The sequence below is a fragment of the Blastococcus sp. KM273129 genome (assembly GCF_021698995.1).
Lineage (GTDB): Bacteria > Actinomycetota > Actinomycetes > Mycobacteriales > Geodermatophilaceae > Blastococcus.
Genome location: NZ_SSXB01000080.1, coordinates 1 through 19,001, shown reverse-complemented (window position 1 = coordinate 19,001; position 19,001 = coordinate 1). Strand labels below are relative to the sequence as shown.

Here is a 19,001-nt window from a genome sequence, read left to right as displayed (position 1 = left end):
TGTGACGATCTTGGCCTGGTAACCGTGATCGTCCAGCTCAGAAGCACCCTCTTCTCGTTGCCACACCGATCACCCGCTCAGGACCGGTGGATTCAGGCTGAGACCTGCACGCCCATCTCGCCGATTCCGGTGTCAGTGCCGGCGGGCATCGCGGCGATGTCCTCCTCCAGCGCGGCGACGGCGAGCGCCTCGGTCAGCCGCCGCTGGTCGGCGGGTCCGCACGGTGCTCGCAGGAGCGCGTTCTCGGCGACGGTGCCGGAGAAGATCGGATGGCCCTGGGGGAGGTGGCCCACCGCGGCCCGGTCGGCCGATGACCAGGTGTGGGGGTCGGCGCCGTCGACGCGGACGCACCCGCTGTCCGGCGGGTGCAGGCCGGCGATCAGGCGGGCGAGTGCGGACTTGCCCGACCCGACCGGGCCGGTGACCGCGACCAGCGCGCCAGGCGGAACGTCGAGGGTGAGCTCCCGCAGGGCGGGTGCGGCCGCGTCCGGGTAGGTGAAGGTGACCGATCGCAGGGTCACGGCGGCGGGTCCGGCGGTGCGGACGGGCGGTGCCGTCTCCTCGGCGTCGGCGTCCGCCCCGGCGATCCGGTCGGTGCGCCAGCTCGCCCGGCGCGGCTCGCCGGCGAGCGGCGGTGGATCGGGGAGCAGCGGCACCAGCCGGGTGTAGGCGGCGCCGGCGGCCTGCACCCGGTTGACCATCTGCGGGATTCGGTGGGCGCGGCCGGTGAACCGCGCGAACAGCCCGAGGACGGCGACCAGGTCGCCGACCTTGAGCTCGCCGGCGAGGACCCGGAGGCCGCCGAGCCAGACGATGGCCACGACGCCGCCGGTGACCAGCAGCGCGTAGATCGGTGCGAGGGTGGCCTCGAGGCGGGCGGCGGCGAGTTCGGCGTCGGCCTGCCGGTCGGCCAGCGCGCGCAGCCGCGCGGTGTAGGCGCAGCCGCGGCCGGCGGCCCGCAGCTGGCGCAGCCCGACCAGCCCCTCCTGGGCGCAGGCGGTCACCGCGGCGTTCGCCTCGCGGGCGCGCAGTGTGCGCCGGCTGACCCGGGCGCCGACCGCCTTGGCCAGCACGAGGGCGGCCGGTACCGGGGCGAGCGCGAGCAGCCCGAGCGTCGGGTCGTAGAGCAGCATGGCCACCGCGAGGGCGAGAGAGAACAGCAGGGTGTCCCAGGTCTCGACGATGACCTCGCCGACGCCGCGGCCGAGCACCTCGACGTCGCCCACGACCCGGCCCATCACCTCGCCGACCGAGGTCCGGTGCAGCCGGTCGGCCGGCCAGGACAGCACCCCGCGGACGGCGTCGGCGCGCACGTTGGCGCGGATCCGGTTGCGGGCCACGCCCAGCCAGTAGCGTTTGCCGATCCGCGGCAGCTCGGTGGCTAGCGTGCCGGCCATCAGCAGCAGCACGGCGCGGGTGATGGTGGCGTCGTCGGCCTCGCCGCGGTCATGAGCGAGCACGACGTCGACCGCGTGCCCGAGCAGCACCGCCGGCAGCACGACCGCGGTGTTCATCAGCACGCCGCACAGCGAGCCGATCCCGAGCAGTCCGGAGACCTGCCGGGCGTAGGGGCGCATGCCCCGCCACAGCGACGGCACCGCCGCATCGGGAGCCTGCGTGCGGAGCATCGCGGCCGCCGGCCTACAGCTGACCGAGCCGCTCGACCAGGTCGGCGGCGGCGGGAGCGGCGTGCGGGTGGGGGCCGGTCAGCGCGCCCAGGTCGGCGTAGATCATCGCGACGGTCCACACCGCGTCCCACTCGGCGTTGGCGACCTGTCCGTCGAGGTAGGCCTCGCGGAGCAGGATCCGGTCGGCGGGGTCGGGCCAGGACCGCAGGTCCAGCGCCGGATGGGCGGCGTAGGCGTCGCCGAAGTCGATCAGCCCGGTGAACCCGCCGCCCTCGTCGGTGAACACGTGCGTAGGCCCGGGGTTGGAGTGCAGCGGTACCGGCGGTGCGTCCAGCCGCGTGGGCAGTGCGGCCAGCGCCCGCTCGGCCACCCGGTCAGGCTGTACCTTCAGCGGCCAGCGGTCGGGTCGGCCGACCAGGTGCTCGACCAGGTCGGCGAAGTTCGGCTCGAGCCGGGCACGCAAGGCCACGGCGTCGTCCACGGTGGGCAGCGTGCCGGCGGACCGCAGTTCGCCGGCGTCGAGGCCGTGCACGGCCCGCAGCACATCGGCGAGCTCCCGCAACAGGCGGCTCCGTGCGCTCTCCGGAAGTCCGCCGGTGACGACGGCCCGGCCGGGCACCCGACCAATTACGAGGAACTCGATCGGGCCGGCGGTGGTGTCGACCGCGTCGTAGCCGTAGAAGGCGGGGATCCGGCCGGCCAGAGGCCCGGCCAGCGCGGCCAGCAGCACCGCCTCCTTCGCCAGGCTGGTGCGGGGCCGAAGCCGGTGCGGCCGCTGCGTCTTGACCGCCACACCGCCGTCGGTGTCGGCGCGGTCGAACAGGTACACCCGCGCCTCGCCGCCGGACTCGTCCACCGCCATGCCGGCCAGCCGCACGCCGGTCGGCAGGTGCGCCTCGGCGAGCTCCCGCACGAGCTCGGCCGGCAGCATCGGGTCCGGTGCGTCGGGCTGGCTGTACACGTCCGCGCGTCCCATCGGCTGCTCCTTCCCGTCCGGGTCCGGGGTCAGGCGATCGGCAGGCCGGCCAGGCCGGCGACCAGGCCCAGGACGGCGCAGACGCCGAGCGTGCGCAGCACCGACCACTTGACGCGGAACAGCAGCACCGCCGCGACGACGGCGATGACCAGCGGCACCGGTCGCAGCGTGGTCAGGACAGGCAGCTCCAGCGACAGCGGCCCGCCGTCGACGGCGACGGTCTCCGAGAACAGCGTGTGCACGGCGAAGTAGACGCCGAGGTTGGCGATCACGCCGACCACCGCCGCGGTGATGCCGGTGAGCGCCGCCGACAGCGACCGGTTTCCGCGCAGGCGCTCCATGTACGGCGCGCCGAGCAGCACGAACAGGAAGCTCGGCACGAACGTCACCCAGGTGACCAGCAGCGAGGCGAGCACCGCGGCGACCCACGGGTCGAGGTCGCCGGGTGCGCGGTAGGCGCCGAGGAACGCGACGAACTGCACGACCATGATCAGCGGGCCGGGGGTCGTCTCGGCGAGTGCCAGGCCCCGGACCATTTCGCCAGGGGACAGCCAGCCGTACACGGTGACGGCCTGCTGGGCGACGTAGGCCAGCACGGCGTAGGCGCCGCCGAAGGTCACCACCGCTGCGCCGGAGAAGAACAGGCCCTGCTCGGTGAAGACGCTGTGGGCGCCGGTGAGCACCGCGGCCAGGGCGATCGGCACGCCCCACACCAGCAGCCCGACGAGCAGCACCTTGACGGTGCGGCGGGAGGTCGGGGCCTCGTGGTGTAGGACGTCGTCGGAGATCACCGGCGGCGGGCCGGCGTCCGCTCCGTCGGCGGCCTTCCTGCGGGGCAGTGCGGGCGGCCACCATCGGCCGAGTGCCCAGCCCGCGACACCGGCGAGCGCGACGACCACCGGGAAGGGCACGCCGAACAGCGCCAGCGCGAGGAACGACGCTACTGCCAGAGCGATCAGAGCTGGGCTGTCCAGAGCCTTGTTGGCCACGCGGATGACCGCCTGCACGACGATGGCCAGCACCGCCGCGGCGAGCCCCGTGAACACGGCCGTGATCGCCGTCGTGTCTCCGAAGCCGACGTAGACGGCCGACAGCGCCAGCAGCGCGACCACGCCGGGCAGCACGAACAGGCCCCCGGCGAGCAGTCCGCCGCGCGTCCCGTGCAGCAACCACCCCACGTATGTCGCGAGCTGTTGGGCCTCCGGGCCGGGCAACAGCGTGCAGTAGTTGAGCGCGTGCAGGAACCGGCGCTGGCCGATCCACCTCTTCTCATCGACCAGCGTGCGCTGCATGACCGCGATCTGGCCGGCCGGACCGCCAAAGGTCTGCAGCGAGATGAGGAACCAGGCGCGCACGGCACTCCGGAACGGCACCACGCTCTGCTCCTGGGGACGCGACGCCGCAGCGGCGGCGTCGGCGTCGGACGCGAGGTCCCGCGCCGGCGGTGCGGGGTCCTTTGGGGCATGCAGCTCGCGGGTCATGGGCTCCTAGTCCTTCGATGGCGATGCGATGCGATGCGGTGCGGCCGGACCTGAGCCGCGGCCTCGGACGGGCGGGTCAGGCCGGCTCGCGGCCGAGCAGCAGGCGGCGGCGATGGAACTCGTACAGGCCGTCGAAGATGGGCCCGGACACGGCGAGGGTGTGGTCGTCGTCGCCGGTCATCGACAGTCCGCGCAGCACCACGTCCAGGCCGGGCGCCTCCGGGGCGTCGAAGCGCTGATCGTCGAGGTCGGCCTCGTGCACGATCTCGGCGATCCGCCACAGCACCGGGTCGGTGAGCTCGTGGCGGCGCAGGATCGTCTCGAACGAGCAGTCCCCGCCCTGGTGACCGAGTTCGACCCCGCGCATGTCGAAGGGGGTGGCGTCGGCCGGGACCTCGGCCGGGTCAGCGACGAAGACGAACTCGGCGTCCGGATCGAGGAACCGCTGGATCAGCCACGCGCACGCGGCGCGGTCGATGTGCACTCCCGCCCGGGTCGCCCACCTCATGGCGCCCCCTCCGTCACCGCGGCGGCGTGGTCGCGGGTGGCCTCTTCGGCCAGGTCGCGCAGCGCCGCGGCGGCGACCTCCCGCTCCGGCGGCGGGAAGAAGTCGCGCCGGTTGATCGCCCGCCACTCGCCGCGCAGCCGACGCAGTACACGACTCCGCTCCGCGCTAGCCGCGGCCGCTGCCTCAATGCACTGCTCGGCCAGCGCCCGGTACTCCTCGGCGCGGGCAGCGGCCATCCCGGCGGCCAGCTGTCGTTCCTGCGCAACGGTCGCCGGGTGGGCCACCCATAGCCCTGCGGTCCCGTCCGCGGCGAGGACGTCGTCGGCAAGCCATTCCAGCGCCTCGCGGGTGCGGGCGTCGGCCGGCAGTGCGACCAGCCCGTCGGACAGCTGCGCCACTCCCAACCGCTTCAACCGGCGCCACAGCGTGGTTCGGGGCCCGGACGGCTCGCGCGGCAGCCTGTAGGAGAGGAGCACCCACTCGCCGGGACCAAGCACCCGAGGCCTCGAATCGGACACGCGGCCATGCAACCATGGTTGCATCACGACGTCCAGAGGTGGCACCGAAGGAAGGTCCCCCGCCACGGCAGGTGACCGGATCGCTGGCGGTGTCAGTACCGCTGCGTACGGAACATCACGGCACGGTCAGGGCCCGCCTCTTACCCGGCAGGGCGGCGTCGCGGCCGGATGATGCGCGCGTTACTTGTCGGGCTGTGGTGCCGGCGATCTCCCGTCTCGCGCGCCAGCAGGCCGCGCCGGACCCCGCGGAACACAAGCCAACCGACGGCCGTCAGCAGCCAGGCGGCGACCCAGACGCCGAGGCCGACAACCAGGACGCCGAGAGCGACGAGGGTGACGAACTCCATCATCGAACTCTCCGAGCGGGCGACAGCGGTGCGGCGGCGCGGCCCCTCAAGCATGCGCCCGACCGCGGAGCCGCTCCACATCCACCGGCCGAACCTGCCTGCCGCCGCCGATGTGTCGCCTCCAGGCGAGGCTCTGGCGCCCAGCCTTCTTCGGCTCAGGCAGCCGCCTGGGCCACCTCCATGGACGCTTCTGCATCCCGACCCCGGAAGCGGCGCACGGCCAGGGCTCCGCCGGCAAGCAGTCCCAGCCCGAGGCCGACGAGCACCCCGACCGCCGCCCGCGCCAACGGCGCCGGGCCGGTCGGTAGGACGACCGCCGTCCACAGCGCGTCGACGTCGTGGGTCATTGCTCTGTGCCGACCCGCCATGGTGGCGCTCCAACTGCGGAGGGCTTGGCCGAAGCAGGACGAGAATGTCGGGACTACCGACACTGGCCCGACGTGTGACCGGTGTCGCGGGACACACCTCAACGGTGTCCCGCGACACCGCGGTGGAGCGGGTGACGGTCGAACCCGCACCGTCAGCTTGGAAGGCTGTGCACTCCAGGGATCGTTGGCCCTGCCAGCGCCTGGTCAGGCGCCGATCGTGCCCCCCCGATTGCCTCCGTGCCGCCGTTCATGGCGTGGCGCCAGCTACCCGCTGGCGGGACGGTTGCGGGGACGAACCCACTCCCCGGTCATGGGGCGGGGGGTGTGCCGGCCGCCGCACGGTACGCGTCGACGGCAGCTCCCAGGTCTTCGAGCGCCTGCCCCAACGCCCCGAGGTCGCCTGACCGCTGGGCCTCGGCCACGCGATCCAGGGCGGTGTCGATGTCGGTCATCGCTTGGGCCACGGGCGGATCGCCCGGCGTCCCGCCGTCGTCTGCCGGCTCGGGGGTTGGCCCTGTCGGCTGTGTGGGCTCCGGGCTGCCATCAGGCGGCCGTACGTCGGTGCCCCCCGCCGGCACACCCGCTCCCGCGCCGAACACCTGATCCAGGGCCTCCTCCAAGGTGTCGGCGTAGCCGATCCGGTCGCCGAAGTTGACCAGCACCTTCTGCAGCAGCGGGAAGCCGCCCTCCCCGGTCCCGCGCACGTAGAGGGGGGTGACATAGAGCAGGCCGGCGTCGCCGATGGGCAGGGTCAGCAGGTTGCCGAACACTGGTTCGGAGTCCTCGCTGCGGAACAACGTCAGGTCCGGTCTGACCTGGTTGTTGGACTCGAAGGCGTTCTGCACCTGCCCCGGCCCTCGGAACGGCGTGTTTCCGGGCAGGCGGAGCACCTGGATCTCGCCGTACGTGTCGGGATCGCTCGAAGCTGAGATGAACGCTGACAGGTTCTCCCGCTGGAAGGCGTTCAGCGCGCTGGTCAGCTGGAACGTCGCCTCGTTGTCCCCCGGCCGCTGGGCCAGGATGTAGTACGGCGGCTGGTCCTGGTCGGTGTCCTGGGTCGGGTCGTCGGGGATCTGCCAGCGGTTGTTGGCGTTGTAGAAGTCGACCGGGTCGTCGACGTGGTAACGGGTGAGGATCTCCCGCTGCACCTTGAACAGGTCCTGCGGGTACCGGAAGTGATTCTGCAGTTCGTCGTCGATCGCGCTCTTCGGCTGGATGAGGCCCGGGAAGGCCTTCATGTAGGTCTCGAGGACCGGGTCCTCGGTGTCCCACTCGTAGAGGGTCACGGTGCCGTCATAGGCGTCGACGGTGGCCTTCACCGAGTTGCGGATGTAGTTCACCGTCTCGTTCGGCAGCGCCGTCGTCCCCGTGCCGGTCAGCGCATCAGCCGCCGCCACGCCGAGTTGCATCTGCTCGGAGTACGGGAAGGAGTCCGACGTGGTGTAGCCGTCGAGCATCCAGACGATCCGGCCGTCGATCACCGCCGGGTACGGGTCGCCGTCCACTTCGAGGAACGGCGCGGCCTTCTCCACCCGTTCGCGAGGGTCACGCACGAAGAGGACCTTCGACTCCTCGTTGACGGCGTCCGAGAGCAGGAAGTTGTGCTCCTGGTAGTAGATGGCGAACGTCAGCTGGCGGAAGAAGCTACCGATCTCGACGCCGCCCTCGCCGCCGTAGGTGTTGTTGATCTGGCCGCCCTCTGCGCCGGCGCCCTCCGGCAGGTCGAACTCCCGCGGCTCGGCACCCTCAGGGGCCCCGACCACGGAGTAGTCCTGGATCAGCTCGCCGTAGTAGATGCGCGACTGTTCGACGTCGATGACACCCCGGACGGGCAGGTCACCCGTGGTGAAGTTCGGCTCCCCGCCCTCCGTGCCGGCGACGACCTGGTTGGCCGGCGCGGCGACGAAGCCGTTGCCGTGGGTGTAGACGGTGTGCCGGTTGATCCACGTGCCCTGGCTCTCCGACAGGCCCGCGCTGTTGAGTTCGCGGACCGCGACGACGTAGTCGCGGGTCTCGCCGTCGATCGTGTAGCGGTCGATGTCGAGCTTCTCGGGGAAGCCGTAGACGTTGCGAATCTGCTGGCGCGCGGTGAACGTGTCGGTCAGGACGTTGGGGTCGAGCAGCCGGGCATTGGGGATCGTCTCGGTGTCGTCGCGCAACTCGGCGAGCGCTGCCCGGGTGTCGACCTCCTCGCCGGTGGCCTGCTGGGCGTAGTTGACGTAGTCGATGGAGGCGAGCCCGTAGGCGTCCCGCGTCGCGGCGATCGCCCGCTCGATGAAGGGGGCCTCCCGCTGGTCGGCGCTGGGCCGGACGACGAACTGCTGCACGATCGCCGGGTAGGCCACGCCGATGACGAGGCTGGACATGAGCAGGAGCACCAGCGCCGCGGCCGGCAGCAGGAAGTTGCGGAAGAAGAGGTTGGCGAAGAAGGCCAGCGCGCAGACCGCGGCGACGAACACCAGGATCGTCTTGGGCACCAGCAACGCGTTGACGTCGGTGTAGCTCGCGCCGGTGAAGACCTCGCCGCGGTCGGAGAAGACCAGCCCGTAGCGGTCCAGCCAGTAGGCGACCGCCTTGAGCGCCAGGAACAGTCCGAGCAGCACTGACAGCTGCACGCCCGCCGCCGATGTCAGTTTCTGCCCCGGGGTCAGCAGGCGCAGGCCGCCGAAGACGTAGTGGGTGAGCAGCGAGCCGACCAGCGCCAGCAGCAGGATCGCGAAGCCGAAGCCCAGGACCAGCCGGTAGAAGGGGTAGTCGAAGACGAAGAACGAGATGTCGACGCCGAACTCGGCGTCGGTCCGCCCGAACTCGGTGCTGTTGCGGTAGGTCAGCCAGGTCTGCCAGCTGCCTTGCGCGGTGAAGCCGGCGAACAGGCCGAGGACGACGGCGACGGCGGTGAGCACCAGTCCGCGGCGGGCCTCGAGGGACTGGCGGTAGCGCTCGAGGTTCTGCTGCTCGAGCGACATGGGCCGGAACGTGGGCCGGAACCGGTAGGCCAGCCAGATCGACGCCGCGACCAGACCGCCCATCGCGACGCCGGCCACGGCGAACAGCATCACCCGGGTCTGCAGCTCGGTCCAGAACACGTCGGTGAAGCCGGTCTCGTCGAACCAGAGGTAGTCCACGTAGAGGTTGGTCAGCGTGCCGATGGCAGTGAAGAGGATGAGCAGGACGCCGACGGCGCCGAGGATCAGCTTTGCCCGCCGCGACAGGGCCGGTACCGGGACGGGGGTCCGCATGGCCACGAGCGCTCTCCTTCTGTTGCACCGAGGTCACGACAAGAGCCGTGGCCAAGTCCGGTCGGACCGGACGCCCGCGGCGCGCTTCGGTCTCCGAGCACGACGCCCAGCGCGCGGCGGGCCCTTCTCAGCGGAGGGTCAGCACGACTCGCTCGTGTTCGCTGAGGCGGCCGTCGGCGACGAAGGCGACCCATCCGCCGCGCTGGATGACGAGTTCGATGAGCTCGTCGACGGCGTCGTCGATGACCTCGGGGTGCTCGACATCCGGGGCGGGGAAGAGGAAGTCGCCGTCGTCGCTGATCCGCGCGGGGTAGACGAGGCCTTCCTCGACGGCCAGCATCTCGGGGCGTTCGGCGCGTGCGGCCAGCCAGGCCGAGGGGATGCCGGCGACGACCTTGTTGCGGGACCGGCGGTGGTCGATGAGCTGCAGCGCCTCGTCCTGCCGGGACAGCAGGTAGCGCTCGAGCACCAGCCGGATGCGGGGTACGAGGTCGGTCAGCGGGGCCTGGGTGAGGCTGCCGGTGACGGTGCCGGCCAGCCGGGCTGTGTTGCGGGAGATGCGCTCGAACTCGGAGAGCGTGCGTTCGGTGCCGACCAGGACCAGGGGGGCCGGGTGCAGGCGCAGGTAGGTGGCCAGCGCCCGGTCCACCTGCCGAAGGAAGTCGACCGCCGGCGGGCTGCGCCGCGCGGGGGTTTGGGGCGCGACGATGGGGAAGCCGGATCGCGCTGGGGCGGAGAGCCGGTCCCCGGAGCCGTCGAGCAGTCGCGCCTCGCGCTCGGTCAGCAGCAGGACGACGTGGCGGGGGGTGCGGTGCAGCCCGCGGACGAGGTCCCGGGTGGCGAAGGTCGGGTCGATCACCACCCGATCGGTCACCGGAACGGGGAGCCGCACGATCTCGTGCATGTGGGCGTTGACGAAGATGCCGATCGCCCGCCCGGTGGGTCCGGCCAGGGCTCGGGACACCGTGGAGTCGAGCGTCCTCAGTACCCCGTCCCCATGCTCAGAGGATTCGGCTCGCAGCCGCTCCGTGGCTTCGGCAGCCAGCCGCGACACGGTGCGCGCGTCGGCCCCCGACATGCGGCGGCCCGGTGTCGTGGATGCCAGCAGGGAGACTGACGGATAGCTGCGGACCGACTGGAGCATCACCACGGCGTCGGGGGAGGGGCCGGCGGGCTCCCGTGCCGGGCGGGACGGACGCGAGACGATCGTCATGCCGCCCACGTCCCCAGCGGCTGGGCGTCGTACCGCCGGGCCAGGCGCTTCACTGCGCGTTCGAGCACCTGCTCGCGGCGTCGGCCGCGGAGCCCGGCCAGGAGGTGGACGCTGATGATCGGCTTGCCATCGACCTTGGCGGTCTTCGCCAGAACGAGGTGGAGGAGATCCGTGATCTGCCGGTCGGACTCCGCGCCCAGCAGCGCGATCAGGCGGGCGTTCAAGATCCAGGGCGGGCGTGGGCGTATCACGGCGACGCACAGCTGGCGGCTCTCCTTCGTCGCCAGTGTGATCGCGGCCGGAAGCGTGATGTGGACGTCGTCCCGATCGAGGATGACGGCCAGGACGCGCGGCGCCCGCTCGGCGGGGGGTGTGGCGGTCGCAAGTCCAAGGAGGCTGCGCGGGCTGAGGTGGAGGGGCACGGGGAGCTCCAGGAGCTTGTCGGCGAGGTCTTCCCCGGTTCGAAGGAACCGGCCGCGGCCCGGGCCTGGCGGCCGGGACTGTCGGGCAGCGGCACCGCGGATGCGGCGGGTACTCCCCTCGTACGAATGACTTTACCTGAAAAACACTTCGCTCACAAGGAGAATGCCTGGGGCCACGAGAAGCCGCAAATTCGCCGCGCCCGGGGAGTGTCGGAGGGCGCGGAGGCCAGTGTGCGGAGACCGTACTGTCGCCCGCGTAGTGGGGCCGCCCATCCTCGCCCACGATGATCGTCGCCGTCTGTGTCTCTAGCGGGCCGCCTGGGGTCCTGCTGCGGCGCGCGGCCAGTTCGCCGGCGTTCCGCTGCCCCGGTTGAGGGATGCTCACAGTGACTGGACTCTTTATTCGGGTAGTGTTCTTCGCATGACGTCGTCTCCAGTCGGATGGACCTTCCTGTCCAATCACGGGCATGTCCTCGTCGCTCTGGCCATCAATCCGGACGCGAGGATGCGTGACATCGCCGCACACGTCGGTATCACCGAGCGAGCGGTGCAGATGATCGTCAGGGACCTGGAGGAGGGTGGCTACGTCATCCGCGAGCGGGTGGGGCGGCGCAATCGCTACACCGTGGTGGGCCAGAGCCGCTTCCGCCACCCGCTGGAGGAGCACGTTCGGGTGGGTGACTTCCTGGCGCTCGTCAACTGGGCCGCGTCCCGGGGGGCAACGCCACCCCGTCGCGCCGGCGCGTCCCCGCCTCCCGCCGTGCGACCTTGATCGCTTCCTCGACTGTGAGGACGGAGGAGGCCACGGCTGCGCAGATCAGCCACTGGATCGCCGTCAGCGCCGTAGATGCACCACCCGCAGATGACCGAGCCGGAACGTGAGGCGTTCGAGGCCAGCGTCGAGACCTCCGACGCGCGAGCCACTCCATCAGCTGAAGGGACATGGCGGCTTGTGGGCGGCACGCCGGCCGCCGTGGACATCACCGACCGGCTGCTCACAGCGCCGGCCGACCTGACCGGCCTCAACCGCGGCCGCCATCCCGACGCCCGAGCCCCGCCGCCTGCGCCACCCCCACGCCGTTCAAGTCCTACCCGGTCGTGGAGCGCATCGAGCCGTAGCGTCGGCGGAAGAGCACGTAGGCGATCGGTCCGGCGAGGATGGGCAGCCAGTAGGAGGCCAGCCGGTAGACCAGCGTGGCAAGGAGCGCGTCCCCGGTGGCGACGCCGGCAAGGGTGAGGGTTCCGTACAGGCCGGCTTCGACGAACCCGAGGCCGCCGGGGGTGATGGGTATCATGCCGAGCAACAGAGCCGACGCGAAGGCGAGCAGCACCAGCGACGGGCGGGGACGACTGCCGGTGGCCGCGAGGGCAGCCAGCAGCGACAGGTAGTCGAAACCGAGCTTGCCGGCGGTGGTCAGCAGCGCCTTCCACCAGCCGCTGCCGAGGAACGAGCGCACGGCGTTGCGCTCGTCGAGAAGTCGCTTCGGCAACCCCGTTACCGGCGGGCGGCGCTTCGCCACGCGGTTGTGCAGGGACTGCGCCGCCCGAGCCAGTGCGGTCAAGGACCGGTCGGCGGTCATGAGCACGGCGCCGACGGCGACGACCACGGCGAAGGCGATCCCACCGAGCACCGCGGACTGGAGCAGGGCGCGCGGCACATAGACGCCGGCGATCAGCGCGGGCAGGGCCAGGACCGGCAACGCCAGCACGCTGGCGGTCTGCAGCAGAGAAAGGGCGGCCAGCCCGGTGACCGCGGTGGGGCCGTCGATGCCGGCGTGGCCCAGCATTCGGAACTGCAGCGCGGCCCCCGCGGCTGCGCCGCCGGGCACGACGCGGCTGAACGCGTTGCTCGCCACCTGGGAGGTGGTGACCGAGAACCAGCTCGAGGTGCGCAGCGCCATCCGCTGGAGCAGGACCAGGCAGGCGACGCTGAGCACCTGCCCCGTGGCGACCGCGGCGAACCACCACGGTGCGATGTCGGACAGCTGCGGCCAGGACGCGAGCATGTCGGCGAGCTGCGGCGCCAGCAGGTACAGCGAGACCCCGAAGAGCAGCAACAGGATGACCCGCCCGACGCTGACCCGGCCCAGCGGCGCTCCAGCGCTGTGCGTACGCAACCGCGCGGTGGGCCGCGAAGGGCCTGAGCCATCGTGGCTCTGTGGACGATCGGCGGGCGGCGACATGGTCACCGCCGCCCCCGGATCGGTGGGATGGACGCACAGGGCTTCGGAAGGGGGCGATGGCGGTCACTCGGGGCGCTGCCCCGACCTCGGCCGGTGCGCCGCGATCGGCTACTGAGGGTGGAGCCGCCTGGCGGGGCGGTGTCCTGGGCGGCCTTCGGTCCCCAGCGGAGTCGGGTACCGACGTCGGCGAACGTCACCGCGTCGACGGGTTCCGCTCGGGACAACTCGCCGACGGTGCTCCGGTAGAGGTGGGCCATGAGCCGGATCATCGCCACGTCGATCATGGCCTCGGCGTGGGCGGTCTTTCGTTCGTAGTCGCGCGCCAACCGTCTGCACCTCGTCAACCAGCCGAAGGTCCGTTCCACCACCCAGCGCCCGGGGGAGTTACCTGGAAGCCTTTCACGTGGGCGTTACGTGGCACGACCACGATCTGGAGCTGCTCGTGGTGCTCGGCCCACCCGATCAGGCCGGCGGCGAGGATCTGTCCCGCGCCGGGTTCAGTGGAGGCTCCCAACTGACGCCCCGACGGGTGTCGGGGCGGGGTGGTGACGGTAGTGGTTGGCCCCGTGCTCGGCAGGCGGGATCAGGCCGATCTCGCCGTGCAGTCGTCGGTGATTGAACCAGTCGAGGCAACGGCGATCTCGAGGTCGTCGATGTTCTTCCACGGGCCCTGTCGACGACGGGTGAATTCTGACCCCCAGGGCGTCGGGCGGGTTCCACGCCAGGGGGTCAATTTTCGAGCGCCGTTGACAGGCCCTTGTTGCGGACCAGCTCGGCCTTGAACAGGGCTGTTCGGCGTGTAGCGCGGAGCAGATGATGGTGAAGGTCTCGCGGGCGATGTAGCGCTTGAGGACGCGCAGGGTGTCCTTGCGGCTGTCGCCTTGGCCACGTCGTCGTTCGGCGAAGTCCCGAGTCCGCTGGTCGTGGATCATGCGGTTGTTCGTGATGGTCCACAGCGCGTTGTTGGCGGCGCGGTCACCGCCGGGCCTGAGATGGTGTCGCTGTCGTTGTCTGAACCGTGCAACTGCTCAACTGGCCGACCTGGACCGCCCACTCCGACAGCGGCGTGCGGGCATGTCGCAACTGCGCTCGTGGTCGCTACGGCTCACTCCGCCTGACGGTCGGCCTCGGCAGCCTCCACCGCTTCGGTGTGGCTGTCGTAGCCGGACTCGGTGTGGTCATCGGCGCGGCGGGTCCACTGCCATCCGTCGCCGCCGCGCTCGATCAAGTAGCCGGGTGGATCGGCGGGGCCGTGGCCGGGTTGCCCGTAGGGGCTGGTGGGGTCGATGTGCTCGGTCATGACAGCGTGATCTCCCTGAAGCGGACGCCAGCCTGGTTGCGCCCCAGCGTGATAAACGAGCCCCGGGCGGCGTTGTCGGTCGCGGTCACTGTCTCGGCGGTCAGGTCCCGGCGGGCGAACGTGATCTGTCTCGGGGTGACGGTGATGCGGCACGGCGTGTAGGCGCCGAGGACGAGGTCTGTTCCGCTTCCCGAGTGAAAGGCGCCGATCAGCGAAGCGCTAGTGCCCGGTGGCACCCGGTGGATCTCCAGCTGCCCCTGCTGCCGGATCACCAGGTGGTAGCCGTCGATGCTTTCGTGCGGCGCGTCAGCGTACGGGTAGTCGCGGTGGTGAGGAGCACGGAGGCCCACCGGGTGGGGTCCCCGCCGCTGCCACCGTCGATCCGCAGGTCGAGGTCCATGGTGAAGCTTGACGGATCCGGCGGTCGCAGGTAGCCGTGCAGGGCGAAGTTGACGCTGGCGCCGGCCGGGTCCCAGCCCCACGACCCGTCCGGGTAGAACTTGCCCCGATCGCAGCCGGACGGGCCATTGGCTTGCAGTCCGGGATCCAGGCCTGCGACCTGAAGGGGTCGGTGGTGCGCAGCAGGGTGTCGTCCTGCAGGTACGCAGGGTCGTCGGAGAAGATGGCGTCGACCCCGGCCGCCACGAGCGGGTCGCGCCTGTAGCGGCGGTTCACTGTCCAGGCGGCCACCTTCAGGCCAGCCGCGTGCGCCTCGGTGACGAAGCCGGCGGTGATCTGCGTGTGATGGGGGGCGATCCACGCAGCGCCGATCGCTGTTGCTGTCGCGACGCTCGTCGACCCGATGAAGCACGCCAGGTAGCCCCGCGCCGCAGCGACTGCGCAGTCCGCGGCCGAGAACGACTGCACAATCACGCGGTCGGGATGGATCCGGTGCGCGTCGAGCAGGTCACACAGCGGCCCGACCGAGCCGGCGCCCTTGGCTTCGGGAATGAGCACAATGCGGTTGCCGAACTCGCGCAGCCAGGCGTCGACCATCGCCGGTCGGAGGTTGTCTGGCCAGCCGCCACCGAGGTAGGTGGACGCGTCGATGTTCAGCTGGCCGAAGGAGACTGCGCTGTGATCGGCGACGTTGCCAGTGGACGTCGTCGTCCGATCCACAGTGGCGTCGTGCATGACCCCGACGGTGCCGTCGGTCAGAAGCTGCACATCGGCTTCCAGGGCCTGCGCCTTCATGGCGGCGGCCACCCGGTACCCTTCCATGGTTCCTTCCGGCACCATCAGCGAGCCGCCGCGGTGCGCTATGTAGAACGGCGTCGGCAGATCATCGACGGTCCGCCCGAGCCGCGCATGGGACGCCCGGAGGGCGTCTACGGTGAGCGCATCCGACACCCTGTCCTGAACTGCGTCAGCCAGAGAGCCGCGGGAGCCGCGGCTCGGCGGTGAGGGCAGCGTCATCGGTGGCCCTCCAAGGGCGGTGGCGTGGCTGGTGAAACGGTGATGCGGCGGGGCTCGGCCGGGACGATCTCAAGTGCCGCGGACCAGTGAGTCACGGTCCACCTCGAGCGCGGGAAGACCCCTGCCGGACGCGCGGTCGCGGTGGCGTCGACCCACGTCGCTTCGATCCACTCCGTGCCGGCGGCCGGCCGGGCCCCCGGGCCGAGGACCGCCACGCCTACTCCGGCCCAGGGCGGTCGCGCTGCCATGGGCTCGGTCGCGGTGGCGGCAATCGCGGCGAACAGCCGGTGTACGCGACGCAGGGCTACCGGCACCTTCGGTCGGCCGGACAAGACGTCGGGTCGGTGATCCAGGGCGTAGCCGGACCGAACTCTGCGATGGCGCTCGTCCCGGCTGGGCGCCGTCGGTGAGCTGTCGCGAAGGTCGGCGACCGACCGTGGGCGCCACCTGCCTACGGCCGCCCTAGGCCTGGCACAACGGGCCGACAGCTACCGCGTTGTCCCCCCGGCGCAGGCCAGCACCTTCTGCTCTCGCGGAACAGCGGCTGCGCGGCACTGGCTTGCCGACACCAACGCAGCATCTGCTCGCGCTGCTGATCGCTGGGCATCGGCTCGCTCCTCGGTCGCGCGCTTGCTGAGACGGGGAAGCCTAGCGTCGGGTCGTCACCCGCCGTGCCAGCTTGATGGCTTCTTCCACCACGAGAACGGATGCCGCCACCATCGTGCAGATCAGCCACTGGGTCGCCGTCAGCGCCGTGGTGTCGAACAGGCGCTGCAGCACCGGTACGTGCACCACGAGGACCTGCAGGACGATCACTGTGCCGAAGGACACCCACAGCCATCGGTTGGTGAACAGGTGGCGGGTGAACACCGTTTCGCGCTCGGCTCGCGCGTTGAGGGCGTTGAAGAACTGGAACAGCACGAAGGTGGTGAACGCCATGGTGGCGGCCACCGGCGCACCGAAGGCGCCGTCGGCGAGGGCGAGCACCGACAGGGTTCCGGTCGCCATGACCGCGCCGGCGCGGAACATCCGGATGAGCCGGGTGCGGTTGAGGATCCGCTCGGTGGACCTGCGTGGCGGCTCGTCCATCAGCCCCGGCCGGGCGGGGTCGACACCGAGGGCCATGGCGGGCGGGCCGTCCATGATGATGTTGACCCACAGCACCTGGATGGCGGTCAGCGGTGCCGCCAGGCCGGCCACGGTCGCGCCGAGGAAGGACAGGATGGCGCCGATGTTGGTCGACAGCTGGAAGCGCACGAACTTGACCACGTTGTCGTAGATCGACCGGCCTTCGCGGACCGAGGCGACGATGGTGGTGAAGTCGTCGTCGGTGAGGATCATGTCCCCGGCTTCCTTGGTCACCTCCGTGCCGGTGATGCCCATGGCCACGCCCATGTGGGCAGAGCGCAGCGCCGCCGCGTCGTTGACCCCGTCGCCGGTCATCGCCGCGACGTGCCCACGGGCGGTGAGTGCGCTCACGATCGCGACCTTGTGCTCGGGTGCGACGCGGGCGAAGACGCCGATGTCCTCGACCCGCTCCGACAACTCAGCCGGGGTCATCCGGTCCAGCTCGGCGCCGGTGACGACGGCGCCGCCGATGCCGAGCTCCCGGGCGATCGCGGCGGCGGTGTCGCGGTGGTCGCCGGTGATCATCTTGACCGAGACCCCGGCCTGAGAGGCGAGGGCGATGGCGTCCTTGACCTGGGGGCGCGGTGGGTCGGCGATGCCGACCAGCCCGAGGAGGGTCAATCCCGTCAGCCGCTCTGCGAGCGCATTCGCAGCCGCCTGGTCCCCACCGGCGGGTAGGTCGTCCACGAGCGTGGTCGCGGCAGCAAGGATTCGCAGGCCCCGGGAGGCGAGCGCGGAGATGTCGTCGGTCAGCCGCTCTCGCTCGTCGGCGTCGAGCTCGCGCACCCCTTCGGCGGTCAGCACGGCCGTGCTGCGGGTGAGCAGCACGTCCGGCGCGCCCTTGAGGTACACCCGGGCCCGGCCTCCCTCGTCGTGCACGGTGGCCATGAACTTGCGGGCGCTGTCGAACGGCAGCTCGGCTATCCGCGGATACGCGGTGCGGAGGGTGAGGGCCGAGATGCCGCTCTTCGCCGCTGCGACGACCAGTGCTCCCTCGGTGGGGTCGCCCACGATGCCTGGGCGGGAGTCGGTACCCGGCGAGAGCGTGGCGTCGCTGCAGAGCACGAGGGGTGCCAGCAGTGTGTGGACATCCTGGGCCGGCTGGCCGGTCGCCTCATCGACGAGGGCTCCCCGGGGGGCGTAGCCCTCGCCGTCGATGCGCACCCGGCGCCCGGCGAAGGACAGCGCCCGGGCGGTCATCTGGTTGAGGGTGAGCGTGCCGGTCTTGTCGCTACAGATGACCGTCGCCGAGCCCAGGGTCTCCACCGACGCCAGCCGCTTGACGATGGCGCCCCGGCGGGCCATCCGGGCCACGCCGAGAGCGAGGGTCAGCGCCAGGACGGCGGGCAACCCCTCGGGCACCGTGGCCACGGCGAGAGCGACTGCGGAGAGGGCCAGCTCGCCCAGCGACTCGCCGCGGAGCAGGGCGATGGTCGCGTAGACGGCGATGGCGATGCCGCCGATGAGGGCGATGCGCTTGCCCACCGAGTCCAGCTGGACCTGCAACGGGCTCTTGGGCTCCTCGCCGCTCCTCAGCAACTCGGCGATGGCGCCGACCGCGGTCCGCATGCCGGTGGCGGTCACCAGAAGTTCGGCTCGGCCACGCGTGAGTGCGGTGTTCATGTGGCCCATGCCGGTCCGGTCGGCCAGCGGGACCTGCTCGCCCGGGGCGGCGCCGACCGGAGTGGTGTCCTTGGCCACCGCCTGGGACTCCCCGGTCAGCGCGGACTCGTCGACCTCCACCGACTCGGCCACCAGAAACCGGCCGTCGGCCGGAATGCGGTCGCCGGCCTCGAGCAGGACGACATCACCGGGCACCAGTTCGGCGGCCTCGACGATGCGGGGTGTTCCGTCCCGGCGGACCCGAGCCGTGGCCACCAGCATGTCGCGCAGTGCCTCCAGACTGCGCTCGGCCTTGTTCTCCTGGACGAAGCCGATCGTGGCGTTGATCAACAGGACGACGAGGATGACGATCGTGTCCTTGAGGTCGCCGACCAGACCGGCCAGGACCGCGGCGCCGAGCAGGATGAGGATCAGCAGGCTGCGGAACTGGTCCAGGAAGCGCAGCAACGCCGGCCGTCGCGGCTTCTCCGGCAGGCGGTTCTCCCCGACCATGCCCCGGCGTCGCAGGACCTCCCCCTCGTCCAGTCCTCGCGCCGGCTCGACCGCCAGGGCGTCGGCCACCACGGCGGCGGGCCACAGATGGGGGGCCTGCAGCTGCGGGTGATCCGCGGCGAGGGTCGGGGCGGGTGGCGGTGACTGCGTCATCGAGCA

At 71.4% G+C, this 19,001-nt stretch carries 16 protein-coding genes and 1 pseudogene; 1 reads left to right on the top strand and 16 read right to left on the bottom strand.

Features of this window, described 5'->3' with window-relative positions; genetic code table 11:
- Positions 1–92: 92 nt before the first annotated feature.
- From E9565_RS18150 to E9565_RS18105, 10 genes are all read right to left on the bottom strand, one after another.
- Positions 93–1,628, bottom strand: a complete 1,536-nt coding sequence (locus tag E9565_RS18150; RefSeq protein ID WP_236836281.1) for an ABC transporter ATP-binding protein — start codon at positions 1,626–1,628, stop codon at positions 93–95.
- 13 nt (positions 1,629–1,641) lie between these two features.
- Positions 1,642–2,604 carry a phosphotransferase family protein gene (locus E9565_RS18145; protein ID WP_236836279.1) on the bottom strand — a complete coding sequence of 321 codons (963 nt, stop codon included), beginning with the start codon at positions 2,602–2,604 and terminating at the stop codon, positions 1,642–1,644.
- 29 nt (positions 2,605–2,633) lie between these two features.
- Positions 2,634–4,085: a chromate efflux transporter gene (chrA, locus tag E9565_RS18140; RefSeq protein ID WP_236836277.1), complete on the bottom strand. Its 1,452-nt coding sequence runs from the start codon at positions 4,083–4,085 to the stop codon at positions 2,634–2,636.
- Positions 4,086–4,161: 76 nt separating this feature from the next.
- Positions 4,162–4,593, bottom strand: coding sequence for a chromate resistance protein ChrB domain-containing protein (locus E9565_RS18135; RefSeq protein ID WP_236836276.1), 432 nt, complete (start codon positions 4,591–4,593; stop codon positions 4,162–4,164).
- A complete protein-coding gene (locus E9565_RS18130) occupies positions 4,590–5,135 on the bottom strand; it encodes a Chromate resistance protein ChrB (RefSeq protein WP_308196157.1) in 546 nt (181 codons plus the stop codon). Before E9565_RS18130 ends, E9565_RS18135 begins: the two co-directional genes overlap by 4 nt.
- 116 nt (positions 5,136–5,251) lie before the next feature.
- On the bottom strand, positions 5,252–5,461 hold the full coding sequence (locus E9565_RS18125; protein ID WP_236836273.1) for a hypothetical protein: 210 nt from the start codon (positions 5,459–5,461) through the stop codon (positions 5,252–5,254).
- A 152-nt stretch (positions 5,462–5,613) separates the two neighbouring features.
- Positions 5,614–5,805 (bottom strand): hypothetical protein, encoded by a 192-nt coding sequence (locus tag E9565_RS18120; protein WP_236836271.1) that lies wholly within the window; start codon positions 5,803–5,805, stop codon positions 5,614–5,616.
- Between the two features lie 329 nt (positions 5,806–6,134).
- On the bottom strand, positions 6,135–9,065 hold the full coding sequence (locus E9565_RS18115; protein ID WP_236836283.1) for a UPF0182 family protein: 2,931 nt from the start codon (positions 9,063–9,065) through the stop codon (positions 6,135–6,137).
- 127 nt (positions 9,066–9,192) lie between these two features.
- The gene (locus E9565_RS18110; RefSeq protein WP_236836269.1) at positions 9,193–10,029 is read right to left on the bottom strand and encodes a hypothetical protein; all 837 of its coding nucleotides are present in this window, start codon (positions 10,027–10,029) and stop codon (positions 9,193–9,195) included.
- Between the two features lie 245 nt (positions 10,030–10,274).
- The gene (locus E9565_RS18105; protein WP_236836267.1) at positions 10,275–10,700 is read right to left on the bottom strand and encodes a hypothetical protein; all 426 of its coding nucleotides are present in this window, start codon (positions 10,698–10,700) and stop codon (positions 10,275–10,277) included.
- Positions 10,701–11,121: 421 nt separating this feature from the next.
- On the opposite strand from E9565_RS18105, the gene E9565_RS18100 reads away from it, so the two are divergent.
- The gene (locus E9565_RS18100; protein WP_236836264.1) at positions 11,122–11,472 is read left to right on the top strand and encodes a winged helix-turn-helix domain-containing protein; all 351 of its coding nucleotides are present in this window, start codon (positions 11,122–11,124) and stop codon (positions 11,470–11,472) included.
- Positions 11,473–11,788: 316 nt separating this feature from the next.
- Here E9565_RS18100 and E9565_RS18095 read toward each other — a convergent pair whose 3' ends face one another.
- From E9565_RS18095 to E9565_RS18070, 6 genes and pseudogenes are all read right to left on the bottom strand, one after another.
- A complete protein-coding gene (locus tag E9565_RS18095) occupies positions 11,789–12,757 on the bottom strand; it encodes a YbhN family protein (protein WP_236836262.1) in 969 nt (322 codons plus the stop codon).
- A gap of 380 nt (positions 12,758–13,137) precedes the next feature.
- A pseudogene (locus tag E9565_RS18090) lies at positions 13,138–13,263 on the bottom strand (transposase); the annotation flags it as partial.
- A 725-nt stretch (positions 13,264–13,988) separates the two neighbouring features.
- Positions 13,989–14,183 carry a hypothetical protein gene (locus E9565_RS18085; protein ID WP_236836259.1) on the bottom strand — a complete coding sequence of 65 codons (195 nt, stop codon included), beginning with the start codon at positions 14,181–14,183 and terminating at the stop codon, positions 13,989–13,991.
- On the bottom strand, positions 14,180–14,533 hold the full coding sequence (locus tag E9565_RS18080; RefSeq protein WP_236836257.1) for a hypothetical protein: 354 nt from the start codon (positions 14,531–14,533) through the stop codon (positions 14,180–14,182). The genes E9565_RS18085 and E9565_RS18080 overlap by 4 nt, the downstream gene beginning before the upstream one ends.
- Complete coding sequence (locus E9565_RS18075) at positions 14,490–15,599, bottom strand: glycerophosphodiester phosphodiesterase family protein (protein ID WP_236836255.1); 1,110 nt, start codon at positions 15,597–15,599, stop codon at positions 14,490–14,492. Before E9565_RS18075 ends, E9565_RS18080 begins: the two co-directional genes overlap by 44 nt.
- A gap of 648 nt (positions 15,600–16,247) precedes the next feature.
- Positions 16,248–19,001, bottom strand: a 2,754-nt coding sequence (locus E9565_RS18070) for an HAD-IC family P-type ATPase (RefSeq protein WP_236836253.1), incomplete at its 5' end; no start/stop codon positions are given.

What these genes read in the sequence shown, in the direction of transcription:
- E9565_RS18150 (WP_236836281.1), bottom strand. Translation starts at nt 1,628, where the DNA reads ATGCTCCGCACGCAGGCTCCCGATGCGGCGGTGCCGTCGCTGTGGCGG.
- E9565_RS18145 (WP_236836279.1), bottom strand. Translation starts at nt 2,604, where the DNA reads ATGGGACGCGCGGACGTGTACAGCCAGCCCGACGCACCGGACCCGATG.
- chrA (WP_236836277.1), bottom strand. Translation starts at nt 4,085, where the DNA reads ATGACCCGCGAGCTGCATGCCCCAAAGGACCCCGCACCGCCGGCGCGG.
- E9565_RS18135 (WP_236836276.1), bottom strand. Translation starts at nt 4,593, where the DNA reads ATGAGGTGGGCGACCCGGGCGGGAGTGCACATCGACCGCGCCGCGTGC.
- E9565_RS18130 (WP_308196157.1), bottom strand. Translation starts at nt 5,135, where the DNA reads ATGCAACCATGGTTGCATGGCCGCGTGTCCGATTCGAGGCCTCGGGTG.
- E9565_RS18125 (WP_236836273.1), bottom strand. Translation starts at nt 5,461, where the DNA reads ATGATGGAGTTCGTCACCCTCGTCGCTCTCGGCGTCCTGGTTGTCGGC.
- E9565_RS18120 (WP_236836271.1), bottom strand. Translation starts at nt 5,805, where the DNA reads ATGACCCACGACGTCGACGCGCTGTGGACGGCGGTCGTCCTACCGACC.
- E9565_RS18115 (WP_236836283.1), bottom strand. Translation starts at nt 9,065, where the DNA reads ATGCGGACCCCCGTCCCGGTACCGGCCCTGTCGCGGCGGGCAAAGCTG.
- E9565_RS18100 (WP_236836264.1), top strand. Translation starts at nt 11,122, where the DNA reads ATGACGTCGTCTCCAGTCGGATGGACCTTCCTGTCCAATCACGGGCAT.
- E9565_RS18085 (WP_236836259.1), bottom strand. Translation starts at nt 14,183, where the DNA reads ATGACCGAGCACATCGACCCCACCAGCCCCTACGGGCAACCCGGCCAC.
- E9565_RS18075 (WP_236836255.1), bottom strand. Translation starts at nt 15,599, where the DNA reads ATGACGCTGCCCTCACCGCCGAGCCGCGGCTCCCGCGGCTCTCTGGCT.